The organism is Pedobacter namyangjuensis (assembly GCF_003313325.1).
In the GTDB taxonomy this organism is placed as follows: Bacteria; Bacteroidota; Bacteroidia; order Sphingobacteriales; family Sphingobacteriaceae; genus Pedobacter; species Pedobacter namyangjuensis.
On sequence record NZ_QMHQ01000002.1, the window covers coordinates 777,920 to 793,772 of the forward strand.

The 15,853-nt window shown below is 42.4% G+C and carries 13 protein-coding genes; 7 read left to right on the forward strand and 6 right to left on the reverse strand.

Annotation, left to right across the window (positions count from 1 at the left end):
- Positions 1–32: 32 nt before the first annotated feature.
- From DUT69_RS10520 to DUT69_RS10530, 3 genes are read right to left on the reverse strand one after another with little or no spacing between them, the layout of a single operon-like run.
- A complete protein-coding gene (locus tag DUT69_RS10520; protein WP_113653177.1) occupies positions 33–1,406 on the reverse strand; it encodes a RagB/SusD family nutrient uptake outer membrane protein in 1,374 nt (457 codons plus the stop codon).
- 4 nt (positions 1,407–1,410) lie between these two features.
- Positions 1,411–4,581, reverse strand: coding sequence for a SusC/RagA family TonB-linked outer membrane protein (locus tag DUT69_RS10525; RefSeq protein ID WP_162796265.1), 3,171 nt, complete (start codon positions 4,579–4,581; stop codon positions 1,411–1,413).
- Positions 4,582–4,588: 7 nt separating this feature from the next.
- A complete protein-coding gene (locus DUT69_RS10530) occupies positions 4,589–5,872 on the reverse strand; it encodes a TlpA family protein disulfide reductase (protein ID WP_162796266.1) in 1,284 nt (427 codons plus the stop codon).
- 1,087 nt (positions 5,873–6,959) lie between these two features.
- Here DUT69_RS10530 and DUT69_RS10540 point away from each other — a divergent pair.
- The 7 genes from DUT69_RS10540 to DUT69_RS10570 all read left to right on the forward strand — a co-directional run bounded on the left by DUT69_RS10540 (position 6,960) and on the right by DUT69_RS10570 (position 13,912).
- Positions 6,960–7,199, forward strand: coding sequence for a helix-turn-helix transcriptional regulator (locus DUT69_RS10540; RefSeq protein WP_113653181.1), 240 nt, complete (start codon positions 6,960–6,962; stop codon positions 7,197–7,199).
- Between the two features lie 22 nt (positions 7,200–7,221).
- Positions 7,222–8,103, forward strand: coding sequence for an HNH endonuclease (locus tag DUT69_RS10545; RefSeq protein WP_113653182.1), 882 nt, complete (start codon positions 7,222–7,224; stop codon positions 8,101–8,103).
- 38 nt (positions 8,104–8,141) lie between these two features.
- Entirely contained in the window at positions 8,142–8,534 is a 393-nt protein-coding gene (locus DUT69_RS10550) for a hypothetical protein (RefSeq protein WP_113653183.1), read from the forward strand.
- A gap of 87 nt (positions 8,535–8,621) precedes the next feature.
- A complete protein-coding gene (locus DUT69_RS10555; RefSeq protein ID WP_113653184.1) occupies positions 8,622–9,506 on the forward strand; it encodes a DUF4747 family protein in 885 nt (294 codons plus the stop codon).
- Complete coding sequence (locus DUT69_RS10560) at positions 9,506–10,090, forward strand: hypothetical protein (protein WP_113653185.1); 585 nt, start codon at positions 9,506–9,508, stop codon at positions 10,088–10,090. The genes DUT69_RS10555 and DUT69_RS10560 overlap by 1 nt, the downstream gene beginning before the upstream one ends.
- Before the next feature lie 175 nt (positions 10,091–10,265).
- A complete protein-coding gene (locus DUT69_RS10565; protein WP_162796267.1) occupies positions 10,266–11,711 on the forward strand; it encodes an AAA family ATPase in 1,446 nt (481 codons plus the stop codon).
- 248 nt (positions 11,712–11,959) lie between these two features.
- On the forward strand, positions 11,960–13,912 hold the full coding sequence (locus DUT69_RS10570) for a tetratricopeptide repeat protein (RefSeq protein WP_113653187.1): 1,953 nt from the start codon (positions 11,960–11,962) through the stop codon (positions 13,910–13,912).
- Positions 13,913–13,988: 76 nt separating this feature from the next.
- Here the strand turns inward: DUT69_RS10570 and DUT69_RS10575 are convergent, their stop codons facing one another.
- From DUT69_RS10575 to DUT69_RS10585, 3 genes are read right to left on the reverse strand one after another with little or no spacing between them, the layout of a single operon-like run.
- Complete coding sequence (locus tag DUT69_RS10575) at positions 13,989–14,183, reverse strand: hypothetical protein (protein ID WP_113653188.1); 195 nt, start codon at positions 14,181–14,183, stop codon at positions 13,989–13,991.
- A 14-nt stretch (positions 14,184–14,197) separates the two neighbouring features.
- The gene (locus DUT69_RS10580; RefSeq protein ID WP_162796268.1) at positions 14,198–14,788 is read right to left on the reverse strand and encodes a DUF6338 family protein; all 591 of its coding nucleotides are present in this window, start codon (positions 14,786–14,788) and stop codon (positions 14,198–14,200) included.
- A 4-nt stretch (positions 14,789–14,792) separates the two neighbouring features.
- Positions 14,793–15,512: a hypothetical protein gene (locus tag DUT69_RS10585; RefSeq protein ID WP_113653190.1), complete on the reverse strand. Its 720-nt coding sequence runs from the start codon at positions 15,510–15,512 to the stop codon at positions 14,793–14,795.
- Positions 15,513–15,853 lie beyond the last annotated feature (341 nt).

The following is a 15,853-nucleotide window of genomic DNA, read 5'->3' on the forward strand; positions in this document are numbered from 1 at the left end:
AACCAGACCGGCTCACCGGTCTGGTTTTTGACCTACCTCGGGTTCTGGGGCATGCCGCTGATGGCAATCACATCCTCCGGGATGGGCAGCGCAAACCGCTTATCAGCAGCTTCCAGCAGGTACTCCACCCCACCGATGCTCCTTCTCACCTGTATTCCCGCACCATCCCTGTTCAGCCGCTTGATATCCATCCACCTAATTCCCCGAAAGAGAAGTTCCTTTTTTCTTTCCAAGAGGATCCTGTCTATCAATCCTTCCCTGTTGGAAACCGTGACCGGTACATGCAGCGAACGGCCGGATGCATCCCTGCGCCATCTTTTCTCCAGCAGCCTGTCCAGGTACCTGCCCGCCTGTTCCAGTCCACCAACCCTTGCACTGGTTTCGGCCGCAATCAGGTAGAGCTCATTGGTTGACACCCCGCTGAAATAAGTATTGCTGCCCTCGTAACTCCCCTTGAACCCAATGCTCCCATCCGCGTTGGTCCTGAACAGCACCACTTTACGCAGGTCATCGGCATCGTAGAGCGCCAAAAGCGACGCGGGCACAAAGCTGTTCGCATTGCTCATCGGAGGTGGCGTAGCAAGCCTGCTTTCAAAAAGCACTTCCTCGTTGAGCTGCCTTATCGGAAAGGCAGCCGAAGCGTTCAACCCCGCGAAATCCATAAGTTCCCCCTTCAGCTCCAGTCCCCCCAACGCGTTTTTATAGGCTTCGCCATATTCGCCCATGTACAGCTGCACCCTTGCCAAAAGGCCCAGTGCAGCCGCTTTGGACGGACGGGTTGGAGCAACCTGCTGCACCTCCAGCAGCTGCACTGCCAACCGGAGATCGGACAGTACCTGGGCAAAGGTCTGCTCCAGGTCAGCCCTTGTACTGGGGGCGTTGAAATTGGTATTGAGCCTCAGCGGCATGCCCATCTGCACCTTAGAATCGGCCTTATCGTAAACACTGCACCATACAAGCGCACCCTGGAAAAGCAGGTGCGCCCTAAAAAACAGCGCCTGTCCCCTCACGTTTGCGCTACCGGCCGGATCACCCGCCTTATCCAGGGTCTCCAGCGCCAGATTCGCGACATGGATATTACTGTAAAGGTTGGTCCAATCGTTATAGCCAGGGGCAAAAAGGTAGTCCTTTTCAAAAGTGTACATGCGCCTGAAATTCTCGGCGATGGATGCAAGCCTTGCCGGGGTGATATAGTAGGTGTCGGCGGAGGCCTCGCCTGCGCCAATGTCCTGCTGGTTCATCGTAGGATGATAATCCAGCAGCGCCTGCGCATCCCGGATCCCGGCAGGGACCACCTGGTTCTTGTTGGGCTTTTCATCCAGGAACTTGTCGCAGGAGAATGCCAGCATAACGGCCATCGCAAACATGCAGCGCCAGGCCAAATTCTTTATAGGTTGTTTTTTCATTTGATCAAAAATTTGTTTTAAGGCCGATAGCCACGTTAAAGGGATTGGTCAAACTCCCGATCGGATAGTCGGGGTCCACTCCATGGCTGTTGGCACGCCAAAGGATGCCAAGGTTGTTCATGTTCAGCTGCAGACTGGCGGTACGTACCGGCAGCCATCTTTGGCGCTGCTTTGCCAGCGACCAGGCCATCGACAGGTACTGCAACCTGAGGTGGTCGCCACTGATCACGTTCGCTTCCGATCTGGCATAGAACGCGTCCCTTGACGCATTTTCGGGATAGACCATCGACGGCACCTGGGTAAACTGCTCGTCGCCGGGCTTCTGCCAGCGCCTTGAAAAATCAGAATGGCCTGTCCTGAAATTGTACAGTGAATTATAGCTGATGGACCTTTTGGTAAAAAAATACCCCAGCTTGTAGTTCAGCACGGCGGTAAGACTGAAGTTTCCATAACTAAATGTATGGCGAAAATTCCCGAAAAGGGTGGGCATGGCCGACCCGTGGTAAACCAGCTGGTCGATCGAAGTCCCCCTGCCGATGATCGCATTGTAGTCCTTGCTTTGCGCTCCGGCAAGTATGCCCACCGGATCTCCGGTCAGTGGATCAAGTCCGGCCCATCTGTAGGAGAAAACCCCAAAAACCGGTTTGCCCACCAGTCCGGTCACCACCGGAATCTCCTTGCCCACAAAAGCGCTCCCATCTGTATTGGGATTATAGTAGGCCGTAACCTTGTCACGGTAACGGGTCAGGTCCAGCCCCGCCTCCCAATCGATACCAAGGAAGCTCGCTTTGGTCCGCAGTTCAAGCTCCAGACCGCTGCCTGTCATCCTGCCCACGTTTTTGATGATGCTCTCCCCGGCTCCCCCGGTATAGTCGATCTGCGCCCTGCCAAAAAGATCCCTGGCCGATTTTCGGTAATAGGCTGCGTTTCCGGCAATCCTTCCCTTGAGCAGCGAAAAATCCGCTCCCAAATTCAGCATCATCACCCGCTCCCACCTCAGCTCGGGATTGGCAAAGCTGCCAATCTGGGCATAGGGCGTATTGGTGTACGGAGAGCTTGCCGGAAAAGCCAGCGTGGCATAGGCACTCCTGTTCTGGTCGGTATTGCCGCTGATGCCCAGCGTGCCTTTCAGCTGCAGGCCGTCCACCCAGCCCGCCTTAAAAAATCGTTCGGCTCCCAGGTTCCACTTCAGCCCCAACGATCCCAGCGGATTGAACCTGTTGTTGGGCAGTACACCAAACAGGTTCGAGCCGTCCCTTCTTGCGCTGGCGCTAAAGGTATAGCGCCCCAAATAGGTATAGGAACCATTAAAGTAGGCAGACACAAAACGGTTGGTCCGCTCCAGCATCGCCTGGTTGTTCGGTATAAGCCCCAATGCGCCGGTGGCATACTGCGGATAGCGGGCCGTAAAATCGACCTGCGAAAAAGTGAGCACTTCGGGATCCATCCCGTAGGTCCTGGACCGTTGCACCGTTGTCCTGTCCTGGGACATTTCCCCTCCCGCCATTAGCGCAAGGCCATGCCTGCCAATGGTAGCGTTGTAATTGAGCTGCCCACGCAGGTTATAGCTTGGCCTTCTGCCAAAGGATTTATCCAGAACAGCACCCAGCGGCACCTTATAGCTCAACGCCCCGCTCTGGGCATTTAGCTGCGAAAAATTGTTGACCAGGTTGCGCACAAAATAGCTCTGCTGGCCATACAGGTTTTCCCCATCGGTCCTTTGCTGCTGGTTGCGGTAGTTCAGCTCCCCCTGTAGTCCCTTTGCAAATTTCTGGCGAAGGCCTATGTCCAGCAGCACATCATCCAGCCTGCTCGATACATCGGTATGCCTGTAATCCTCCAACGGATAGTATTTCCAGTCCAGAAGCGCTGCCGGCAAGCCCTGCAGATAAGCCAGCGAATAGTCCTTTGCCACTGCCAGGGGCCTGCCATCATTACCGGCAAAACGCGTGTACATCGGCAGCTCGCCGCCAGGCACCGAAACGCTTCCGTAGCCGGGCCTGCCCCCAGTGGAAAGGCTCCGGGTCAGCAACAGGCCAAGGGAAACCTCCAAACCCTTTAAGGGCGTCAGCAGAGCACTGATGTTAAGGTTTGTCCGCTGGTAGCCCGCACCCAGTTCGCTGGAATTGCGGTCATGCCCGAAGGAAGTCCTCCAGGCCAGTTTGTCCGCACTGCCACTCAGCTGCAGGCTGTACTGCTGGTTCAGTCCGTTGCGGTAGAAATACCTTGAAAACTCGTTCCTCACATCACTGTCCCGAAAGCCCTGCACCGCTTCGGCTAGCTGCGCATCATCCACTGCTCCCAAGCGGTGGCGGCGCAAAACCGCTACCAGAGGACTTACCGGCGCCATCAGCGCAGCCGGGGAAACCGCATCGAAACGCCCCCTTTCAAAAAGCATCAGCTCCACGTCCACCATTTCCGAAGGCGACATTTGCTGCAGGCCGAAAAGGTCCGGCTTTGCCGTCATCATCGTACTGGCACCAAAGGAAACCGAAAACGGTTTTCCAAGCGCCCCTTTTTTTGTCGTGATTACAATTACCCCGTTGCCCGCCTTTGCCCCCCAGATGGAAGTGGCCGCGGCATCCTTGAGTATGGTAACACTCTCCACATCATTGGGATTGATATTTTCGAGTTCTCCCTGGTAGGGGAAATTGTCCACCACCACCAGTGGCGCCGAAGGGCCCTGTATGGTGCTTAGTCCGCGAACCGAAAGCTGGCTTCCCCCGGCGCCCCTTCTGTCCAGGTTCAGTGCCGAGGAAAGGTACGGGAGCCTGTCCATTACATTTGTTCCGATCTGCTGGGAAAGCAGCTTTTCGTCCACCAGCCCAAAAGCGCCCGTACTGCGTTCGCGTGGAATCCGCTGATATCCCGTAGACACCGTTACCACCTCTAGCGTACCCGCCGACTCCTCCATAAAAAACTCCTGCAGTTTTCCTGTCCTTCCATCCACAGCACGCAGCTGCCGGCTATAGCCCATAAAACTCACCATCAGCGTATCCCTTCCCGAAACTTTAAGCCTCAGCCTGCCCGAACTGTCGGCAAGATAGGAAAGCCTCACCGATCGCAGTTCCACTACCGCTGCCGGAAGCGGCCTACCTTCCCTGTCGAACACCCTTATCTCGGTCAGCTGCCCGAAAGCGGTCCCCATTCCCGAAAACAGCATCAGTAGCAACATTAACATCCTATTTTGCATTTCGCAGCTCCTTTCCGGCATCCCCTACCAAAAAATAGTTAACCAGTGCCTTTCCCGAAACCAGTTCCAGCCCAAAATCGGCAAGGGCCGCATCCAGTTTTTTCCTGTCCCAGTTCCCATCCGGCGACAGGTCGATACCGTAGCCCGCCCCGGTCTGGTCCACCACAAGCTTCGGCAGGCCCAGACCGTTCAGCTGGGAAACCAGCCTGCCCATGATCCCAAACCTGGCAGCGCTACGTTTCTCCAGCAATTCCCTATCCTTAACCCGGAGCAAAAGGCAACGTTCCATCCTAGCCTCCAGCCTTCCGTTTAGCCCCGTTGCCCTGTTCAGTTGGCCTAGCATATGCCCGTAGAGCTCCCTGTCGCTTGCCTCTCCCATAGAAAGGTCCAGACTGTAGGCATTGCTATCCGTCCAGGCCGTCCTGCCTGCGGGATCACCCCTATAACCAAAACCATTCCTATCCGGAACCGACAATTCCAGCCTGCTTACATCGTAGCTGGGATCCAGTCCCCTAAAACAGATTTCGTAAATCCCCTGCAGGGAAGTATTGGTAAGCAGCACCCTTCTGCCGCCCTTCCATGCACCCAGCTCAAAGCTGCTGCCCGTTCCGGAAAGCCTTCCCTTGCCCAATACCGAGCGGTACACTACCCTTTCAATTTCCTCGCCAGCTGCAAACAGCCAGTCCGACCGGTCCCTGTCCACCTTCACCTTCATCGCCGGCGAACCGCCCGACAGATAGCTGGCAATCCGCTCTGCGGTAACCTCATCCGCCCCGGAGGTCCCGATCACCCTTCCGTCCCTGCCGATCCAGGCATAGTGCGGTACCAGCCTGTGCGGAAACACCCTGGCAATCGACCTGTCCCCAACCACAGATCCCATTCCTATCCCCGCCCGCTGCAAAGCGGCACCAGCCACCCCCGCATCCTCGGCATTCACCAGCAGCACCGAAAAGCCATCCGAAAAACGCTCCGACAGTCCGGCCACCTTGGGCAGCATCGCCATGCAGGGCCCGCACCAGCTTGCCCAAAAATCAACCAGCAGCAACCTGCCCTTATAGGCCGACAGATTTTCCCTAAACACCCTGCCCCCTTTATACACACTATGCTCCTGCTCCCAAAAACCCTCCGGCACGCTATCCCCCACCATCAGCCCAACACCGGATTCGGCACCGAAACCTGTACCGCCAACATCATCCTTCCCCTGTCCAAAAGCCCCAAAAAAAAGGCAAAGCACAGCCACCACGACCAAAGCCGCAAATTTTTTAAATCCCATAAAATAAATATGAATCAGCCCCGGAACCCCGCAAATACCAAGCAGACAGCCCCAGAACCACAAAAAAGAAAAAAACAATACAAACAGCCACCCGCCCAAAGGCGGAAGCGGAAGCCAAGCCCCCTGCCCACCATCCGGCAACACAACAAGGCGGAAAACTTATTAACCATTAACCTAAATCCAACGGCCCCCGCTAAAAACCATTACACCGGATTCTTCGGCTTTAACGCATAAAGCCTATCAAAGGGATACAACAAAAACAGCAAAAAGGGAATATAAAACGAAAACCAAAACCCGCAACAATACATTGCCGATAATTGGCAAGCCTTCAGCTCTCGGATTTTGGTTAGTTTTTTCATGACGAACAGACATGTTGAAAAATAAATAGACAATAACCAGCCCTTGCCACCCCATTAGGAGCAGTTTACGGAAAACCATAATTTGATTTAAGCAAAAAGATTCCTACCTTGGGTTTGCGACACCTAATTAGTATAACCTTTTGCCTAGCACAAGGGCTGGTACCAAACAAAATTCAACCGATCCAAAAAAATCGAGCGCTCTCAAGCAACCTCCTTTTTTTATTGGCCTTTTTTTATTTGGAGTATCAAGCAAATACTATGACGGCGAACGGATAACGTTCTTTATTAAGAGTAACAGGGAATAGCCATACCCAACCTCCTTGAGGCGACGGTAATTGGCGAGGCTTAATTTTTTCGTTGGCATAACGGTTTATTTTTTGGTTATGTAACGATGTGTACCCAAAAAGCAACGAGAAGGAAACCGAATTGGTGAGAAACCAATAGGGCGAACTCCAAAAGCTTTTGGCAGCGGTACCGTCAAGAACCGTTCAGATCGAAATCTGATTCCACAAAAGCTACATGAAGTCCGCCCTATTGAATAAGTATGCAAAGATACAAAATCCAATAGAAAGCGAACTCACGACGCTCATGTGAAAGTTTGACGGTTTTCTGCCATGAGTGACATCGTAAAAAGCAAGGTTTTAGCCCTACTCTATTTGTCGCTATAAATAACTGAATCAAATATAATTAAGTTGACTAAATAAAGCAACTTTTTATTTAATTATTTTATGCTAAATAGGATTGGAGAGGTTTTAAAAGAGAAAGGTGCGGGCAATAAGGATTTGATAAAATTCTTAGATGTTAAAAAGTCAACTGTTTCTAGATGGGTAAATAATAAGCAACAACCTCCGCTTGGCACTTTAAATAAAATTGCTGAATTTTTGAGGGTAGATATTAGAGAGCTATTGTATCCAAGTGATTGGCGTAACAGCACTACCGAGCCATTTGCCAAAAAGAAGAAAGATTAGCTCAACAAATTAACGCTCAAAAATGATTTTCAAACCTACAGACCTTTTATGGGTCAAAAATGTTAAACGAGAAAATGGCACCGGGTGGGCTTATTATGAAGAGAATACTGATCAAAGATTTAATCTCAATTTCTCACGAACCCAAACAAAGCAAGCTAACTTAGTAAAGCCGGGCGAGATTATTCTGTTATTTCAAAAAGTCGATAAAATACCTGGTATTGCTCCAAGAACGTACCTAACTCATCTTGTCACTCCTGTAGATTATAGCAAAGCGGTAGAAAACCCATTTTTACAGCATGATTACAGGTGGGAAAGAGAAGTAGCAGTTGTAGCAAAAGCATCTTTGGATGATATGATATTCACCCATGCAAAAAATTTAAGCTTTTTTAAACCTAACTGGGGTAAAGTCTGCTCAATATCTCTATTAAGCGAAACCAAATCGATCGAAGAAATACAAAATGAAGTATGGGGGCTTTTTGAAGGGCAATTTAATGCAGACATTTTCGCTGCGATAGATGTTGCGCAAGAGAAAAAGTACAGCTCGGATTTTGATCATGGCAAATTGGAGGGAAAAGAACGAGAGGCTTTTAGAAGACACATTTGGCGAGAACGCTCACCTGCGATAATTAATCTTTGTAAAACAAGGGCTATTGAGAATGGAAATTTGCATTGTGAATGTTGCGACTTCGATTTCAAAAAAATTTATGGTTCAATTGGAACTAACTTTATCGAATGCCATCACCGTGTACCAATAGCTACAGGAGGAGAGAGAAAAACTTATTTAGAAGATTTAGCATTAGTGTGTTCAAATTGCCATAGAATGCTACATCGTATGAAAGATGATAAGTCTTATTATACTACAGATTCATTAAAAAAAATAATTTTAAGTAACCTAGATAGATAAAAAACATACATATTATAAATTATTTAGATTCTAGCAACATGGCAAAATCAGGCGACAAATTTATTACAACATTAAAATTATCTCATGCAAGATGGGGAACTCATAGACACACCAATACACGAACAAAAAGATCTAAAGAAGGATACTTACAGATACCAGCGCCTATTGCAAGAGCCTTGAATCTCACAAATTCAAATGCTATCTATCAAAGCCCAATCTATAACGTTAGTACTGCAGATGGATTCATAAAGAATAAGCCTCTACTTGCCTCTGGCTCTAGCAAGAAAGGCTACAAATTTGCGAAGCAATTCCATGGAAAAGGCAACTTGAAACTATTAGGTTTATGGTACGCTCATATCAATGCAGATATTGGAGACCAAATTGAGATTAAATTCTTGACACCAACCGATATATTGCTGACCAAGATTTAGATATATAATCCACGAAAAATCTAATTAGTACATAAGAAACCTTATTAAATAATCTAACCTCTCAAACATATTAAAATTATAAACTTGATGGCTCAAATTGACAAAATACGCTCTTTCGCATTCTTTACAATAAATATCAAACTAAGAAAAAACAATAATAACAGAGATGCGACTCCTGAAGAATATATTGCAATAATAAAAAAGGTACAACAAAAAAAAATACACAAGCCTTCCTCCCCCGGAAAACATTGCATAATAAAATTTCTTATTGAGAAAAGCGAAGGGAAAAAGGTAGATTTTATGTATGGTCAAATCACACAGTTCTCATATTTTGATAATAAGAACTGGTTTGATATCGGAACTTTAGATTTAGATAAAGAATTTCAACTTAGGGATGGACTTTTCCCCGATTCAGTAGATGCTGATTTTATTTTCGACCCGTATAGTCATAAATTTTCATACATTAAAAAATCCAATATTTCAATTTCGCCATATCCAATACGCAACTTTTGGGAAGAAGCATTAAATGCTGTAAAAAATGAAGACGAATTTGTACATGTTGATGTCGTAACGGGCGACAATTTTCAAAAACTATTAAAAGACGCTAGGCAAATACGGAGGCTCGAGATAGATTTGAACTACTCTAATTCAGGAATTGGCTCCATAACTAAAGAGATATTAGATGATGATTTGAAAAGTGTTAACCCTAAAAGTGCTTCATTAGTAATAACCGCAAAACCAAATGAAGGACTACTTATTGATGAAAGTGATATTATTCAAGGAGCTCTAGAATTAGCTCAAGAAGATGGCGATGCGAAAGCTAAAGTTATTGATTCTTCAGGAAACTTGGTAGAGATTAGCACTAAACGTTTTCCTGAGAAATTCTTTTTTGACTCGAATTCGATATTACTCTGGAGTAATTTTATTGCAAGAATACGCCAGAAATGGCCTAAAAGAAATAAAAATAATTAATGGAAGTTGGCTGGAAACAAATATGGGCATTATATGGCTGGAAAGAGCTTTTTAACCGAAAGAATAGGCTTTTTTATTTTTCTTGGACTGTAAGCGCTATTGCAACAATATTACTATTTTTTGCAGAAAGCACTACATATTCGATTATAACTAAGGTTGTCGAGGTATGTAATGCAATCATGCCTACATTACTGGGATTTAATTTAGGAGCATACGCTCTTATCATTGGTTTTCTATCTAATAAAAATCTATTAAATGCACTAGTAACAAAAAATGATACCGATCGTTTCGATCGATTGCAGAGAATAAGCGGTGTATTCGCAATAAATATTATCGCTCAAGCCTTTACTCTTTTATGCTCTTTTTTATTGAAAATTTTTCTTGAATTGAGCATTCCGTCATTTAGCTTCTGTGTATACGGAATTGAAAGCGTGCTATTTATCAACATAATTGTATTCTTATTAATTTTCTTTTTCACATTATACTCTGTTGTATTGCTCATCCAAAATGCTATCAACATATTTGATTTCAGTCAACTTTTTACATATTTTGCAACTAAAGAAGATGACCAGCATAGTTCGTAAATAATAACCTCTTTGTTAATGACAAACGGTATCATATCTTATTCAATATAAAAAAAGCGTTGTTTTCATTTTGTTAAGTAATTAGCGTTCATAAATGATGTATGCTGTCTCTAATAGGATAGTTAAAAAATATTCAATTCTCTTTCAATGTCAACTACAGCTTAAATTAAATATTATGGATTTTTTAAAAGGAGGTGCCATTTTTGGCATTATAGTAGGCCTGTGGGATAAGATTAAGGAATTTATCTGGAAATTTATTTCTTTGGTTGTTCAAAAAGTTGAACTTTCAACTGAGGAATTGCATGATGCTGTAATTTCCTATCTTATCACCACTGCCGATCGATCTAGAATCTATGATAAAATTTATGGTGCAAACTTTGAATCCTTCACAAATGGAAATACTGGGGCTGTTCCTTATGAGGTTTTTGGGAAACACTCCACTATGTTTTTCCATAAAAAAGGTTCTAAAAGATTCATCAAACTTTTTCTTTCCTTTAATAGACATACGGACACACCTACTGGAAATCAAGAACAATATCACGGGAGTGCCGAGGCAGATAAAGTATTTTCTACTTTGCTATGTATTCGTGGAACTGTAGATTTTGACACATTGATTGCAGAGGCTGTAATGCGGCGTAATGAAAAATTGTGGCAGGTAACGAAGCAAGATAAAGAAGAAGAAGAAAGCTCACGTTTTAATATCTACTACTTCCCCGACAACGATTCTGAGCATGAGCATTTTCATCGCCATTCGCACTCCAATATTCCATGGTATCAACAAGATCATTATCGATTGTTAAATTTTACTAGAGATGAAATTGGTAGGCCTAGACTTGGTAAGGGAAGTGCATTAACCAACTTGGTTTTTCCTGACGAAATAAAAAAACTTATCACCAGTATGCAGCTATGGGTAAAAAGTAGAAAATGGTATGAAGAAAAAGGTATACCATGGAAGAGAGGTTGGTTGCTTTATGGTGTTCCTGGAGTTGGAAAAACGGCTTTGGCCCGAGCATTTGCAGAAGACCTCAACATGCCTATTTATGTTTTTTCATTATCACAACTTAACAATAAATCTCTTACAAATGCATGGAAACGAATGCAATCAAATATCCCATGTATAGCCTTATTTGAAGACATTGACAACGTTTTTCATGGAAGAAAAAATATTTCTCAACGATTTCCTTCTCCTTTCATGAAAACCGAAGATGATAAACAAGATGGTCATGAAGAAGATAGTAGTACCACATTCGTTCCATTAACATTTGATTGTTTTTTAAACTGTCTAGATGGAGTAGATAAAAGCGATGGCGTGTTTACCATCATCACAACTAATGATATTACAAAAATTGATGAAGCGATAGGAAAGCCTGTCGAAACATCAGACGGCATTCTTAATTTTGTTTCGACCAGACCTGGGCGCATAGATAAAGCAATTAAGCTTGGTTATATGCGACCAGAAGATAAGAAAATTCTTGCGGAACGGATATTGAAAGATTCCTATGGTCAATTACAAGCGATTCTAAAAGATATTGATAAAAGGGGAGACGAAACTCCGGCTCAATTTCAGGATGCATGTGTTCAACTCGCTGTAGACGATTATTGGAATAGAAATTTGGAATAGTTTGGATGATTTTCGCATTATAAAAATTAACATGACAAAAAGTATAAGCTTGAGACAAATAAATAACAAGGCCATAAACCAACAATGTGAAGAAAGTAATAAACGCGGGAAGCTTATTTTTTCCGCAACGATACCACTGCCTAAAACATCGGTTAATTTTATTGTTATTTGGAAAATATTAGGCTATGTGCCTATATGATTATTAAAGGAATGGTTATGTTATTAGGCATTAGCAAACTCTATTAAATATGGCGAAGAAAAAAAAATCAGTGTCATTAATTCAAGATGGTGAAAACCTTTTTAAATTAGGTAAAGTTGAAGAAGCTATAAAATGTTTTGATAAAGAAATTTCCATAAATCCAACGAACACAGAAGCTATAAACAACAAGGGCTACTGTCTCTTGACTTTAAAAAAAACAGATGAAGCAAAACTTTGCTTTGAACGGTCGCTAAAAATTAACGACACCAAGGCTGAAAACTGGGCCTATTTAGGCACCTATTATCTTTCAGTGCAGGATATCGAAAATGCACATCAATGCTTTAAGAAAGTCGAAAAACTTGATGGAAATGAACTTAGCCACTCTCAAATTGCCTACTATTATTACAGCACTGAAGAATATGAGAAATCAGCTCTATATGTAGAAAAAACGTTAAGTATAGATGACAAAAACGTAAGCGCGTTAAATACCAAGGGTTTACTTTATGTGTACCATAAAAAATATGAAGAAGCAATAAACCTTTTTGAGCATCTAATAAATATTTATGATTCTAACAGCATGTTCTATAGTAATTTGGGATATACTTATTTGCTAGTTGAAAATATTCCAAAAGCAGAGAAAAATCTAAATAAATCTATATCGTTAGATCATGAAAATGCTTATGCCTATAATAATATGGGCTTGCTATATCATAAAAAATCTGATTTTTTAGGTGCATGGGAGTTTGCTGAACTTGCTACACTCAAGAATGCTGAAATATCAGAATTCTGGAAAAACAAAGCAGAAATTTTGATATCGCTTTTAAAATTAGGCAATGAGGCAAAGGGAGGCTTTAAGGATGTTGGATATTTTCTTTGCCGAGCAAATTTGTCAACAATTGATGCAATCATTGACTTAAACACTACAGAAATTTTATCAAAAGAAGAAAAAGATCAAATCATTAGTGGTATGATTGCCGTTGATGCATTTTATGCAGAAACTACACGCAATTGTAAAGTTGAAAAAGATATTTATTCGACTATATATCAAATGTCACTAGAAATTGTTGCCTTATTAGATGCATCAGAGTCTGTAGAATTCGAATTTGCTCATTACACTACACAAGAAACAGCCAATGCACTAATTTTTAATAACTCGCCATTTAGGTTACATTCGGTAACCACAGCTAACGATCCGAAAGAAGGTAACCCTCTTTTGAATTTCCTAGGTTTTACTGGGTCATTCTCTCCTAATATTTACCAAGCTTTTGTTGGAAGCTTTACTTTTAACCTCGATAGCTTGAATCAATTCCGGCTTTATGGGAAAGACAACAATATAGAAGGTACTGGAGTAAGTCTTAATTTATCGTTCAATTATTTTGGGGAGAATGCAAACATTAATCACGCGATAGTTAGACCTACAAAACCAATGTCATCTGTTGCCAAACAACCGTTATTTCGTTGTATATATTTGGACCCCCTTTCCAAGCGTGTAATCTCATTAGCACATAGAGAAGCATGTGTTTTTTATAGGGAAAACACAACCAAAAGCAAGGAAGTTATGGATGGAGAAGTAAATAAATATTTAGGTTTTATAAATGAACAAAAGATTAAAGTTGAGAACGCACTAAATCAACTTAATAACGAGGTGAGTAATGCATATAACAGAATAAATGATGAATTTGATAAGCGGAATGAAGCTATTAAGATCATCCCATTGCTATTAATCCATTTGCGATACTTGGTGAAACATTATGATTTTAAAGAGGAGCAGGAATGTAGAATAATACAAGTAGAACCATTGATAAATAACTCTAACATTATAGTAACTGATGACAATAGCCGTATGTACGTGAATTATTTACCATTTCATAATGACGATAAATCATATTTAAACACTATATATTGGGGGCCTAAAACATCAAATTACGAGCTATTTAAAGATCGTGTGACTCATTTGGGAATGAATATATTCTGTTTTAAAAATGAGCATCCATTTATATAATATGCTATTACTTAGTCTAAAGTATAGAAAAACAACCCATTCCAATTATTAGAGGAATAGGTCATTTGACCAGAATTTACTTTTTTTCTTCCGATGGTGTTGAACCCGGCGGATTAGGATTCACATTTCGGGTTGGTTGATATCCTTCTGAGACCCCTCCATTGACACGGCCTTTTTCAAAAGCACCCCTCTCTTTTGAAGGAATATTTAATTCAACCTTTTCTTTCTGATTTGGACTTGAACCGTTTCCGTTACCTTTTTTTTCTGACATAATTTTATATTTAGTTAATTGTAAAACTCGATTTTTTCGATATTATCACCAAGAATAAGTACCCCCCCGGTACTTTCAGTTTTATTTTTAAACTTTCGTTCATCGTCCCATAACTCCCATTGCTCTTCCAAGTAAATAGATTCTTTACAAGGATAACTGGTAGCAAAAGAGTTCTCACTATAACTACCACCAATCCTTTGCCCGTTTTTTAACGTAATAATTACCCATATACCTTTTCTTTGACTGAAATAAAAATCCCAAGCAGTTTTTTTATTTCCCAAGAAATAACGTTTGGCAAATTTTGAACATAAAATCCACTTAACACATAATGGCCAAATAATTGGGCTTATTAGCAGTATCCAAATACATGAAAAATAAAACAATAAGCCTTCTTGGAAAACCCAGCCAGCGCCAATATTTAATAATATCAACCAAATGTTTAATATTAGATTTAGCAAACTATATCCAATTAGTTCCAATAAATCTTTTGATAAATCATACTTATCACTCGCTACCATAGAGTGGTAAACTTTTATAGAAATAAAGCCGGGGAGAAATAGAAATATAAACCCTAAAAAGTTATCGAAGCTAAAAATCTCCATCATAAAGCTATATCAGTTTCCATTGCTCCTTAATCTCTCTACAAGACTTACGAGCTGGCTCTTCAACAAAAACAGGATCGGTTGCACGATAAATTTTGCCAGCAAAAGCATCTACAAGAAAGCATTTATTCAAATCTAGTTCTACGCCTTTTTCTTTGTAGAAAAGCCATAATACATACAGCATATATTCGGCTTCTAGCCTGCTCATTTTCTTTTTGGTAAAGTTGAATTTTAGTAAACCCACGTGAGTTGCTCCGGCATCTTCATATAATAACATATCGGCCGCTGCACCAATCTTTACTTCTTCAATACTAACTGATTGTCTCTTATTTTTTATATTACTATTCAGTACATAAGGCTTTAAGATAGTGTTCAATTGGCTTTGCATATGAGTTAAAGCGATTAAGCCTTCAGCAGACAAGGTTCTGTTCTTATAATTATCTTTGTTTGTTGGAAATGGTATTGCTTCACTTTTTAGCCTTTGCGCTTGCGTGATGAACTCCTCAAAATAGAGCTCAGTATCTTCAAAATTGGCACTGAAAGTATCACAAACAATCTTTTTAGCTATTTCGTAAAACTTGGGGATGTAGCCACTAGGGTACTTACTATTAACTACAATAGTATTTTTAGCATTTACTGTGGCACTGCTATACCTCGAAAACTGCTTTAACGAAATCTTAGGATCTTCTACAATTTTACCGACCTTAACTTCTAATTCTTCTTCCATTTTTGAAATTTAAACGTTTAAATTAAACCATAAACCACCACCACCGTAGAACAGTTCTAGCAGTTATTATTAATCCCAGAAAATAGCATGCTGGCAAACCCAAGGCTCAGATTAAGCAGGAAGGATAATGAGATTTTTACTTGTGTAAACAATAACAATGTTTACATTTGCGTTCATAAAAACGAGGTCACACTCAATCATTCGTCCACTCAACCTGGGCGTTTGAAATATTTATTACAGCACTTAGGAACTCCACTTCTTAAGTGCTTTTTTATTTCAAACCTATTTATAATATTTTCTTGTTACGGCTTATAGATAATTATTTGTTAAACCGTTATAAC

Coding starts and splice junctions, on each gene's coding strand:
- DUT69_RS10575 (WP_113653188.1), bottom strand. CDS start 14,183: ATGTCAGAAAAAAAAGGTAACGGAAACGGTTCAAGTCCAAATCAGAAA.
- DUT69_RS10525 (WP_162796265.1), bottom strand. CDS start 4,581: ATGTTGCTACTGATGCTGTTTTCGGGAATGGGGACCGCTTTCGGGCAG.
- DUT69_RS10585 (WP_113653190.1), bottom strand. CDS start 15,512: ATGGAAGAAGAATTAGAAGTTAAGGTCGGTAAAATTGTAGAAGATCCT.
- DUT69_RS10570 (WP_113653187.1), top strand. CDS start 11,960: ATGGCGAAGAAAAAAAAATCAGTGTCATTAATTCAAGATGGTGAAAAC.
- DUT69_RS10545 (WP_113653182.1), top strand. CDS start 7,222: ATGATTTTCAAACCTACAGACCTTTTATGGGTCAAAAATGTTAAACGA.
- DUT69_RS10555 (WP_113653184.1), top strand. CDS start 8,622: ATGGCTCAAATTGACAAAATACGCTCTTTCGCATTCTTTACAATAAAT.
- DUT69_RS10540 (WP_113653181.1), top strand. CDS start 6,960: ATGCTAAATAGGATTGGAGAGGTTTTAAAAGAGAAAGGTGCGGGCAAT.
- DUT69_RS10530 (WP_162796266.1), bottom strand. CDS start 5,872: ATGGGATTTAAAAAATTTGCGGCTTTGGTCGTGGTGGCTGTGCTTTGC.
- DUT69_RS10520 (WP_113653177.1), bottom strand. CDS start 1,406: ATGAAAAAACAACCTATAAAGAATTTGGCCTGGCGCTGCATGTTTGCG.
- DUT69_RS10560 (WP_113653185.1), top strand. CDS start 9,506: ATGGAAGTTGGCTGGAAACAAATATGGGCATTATATGGCTGGAAAGAG.
- DUT69_RS10565 (WP_162796267.1), top strand. CDS start 10,266: ATGGATTTTTTAAAAGGAGGTGCCATTTTTGGCATTATAGTAGGCCTG.
- DUT69_RS10550 (WP_113653183.1), top strand. CDS start 8,142: ATGGCAAAATCAGGCGACAAATTTATTACAACATTAAAATTATCTCAT.
- DUT69_RS10580 (WP_162796268.1), bottom strand. CDS start 14,788: ATGATGGAGATTTTTAGCTTCGATAACTTTTTAGGGTTTATATTTCTA.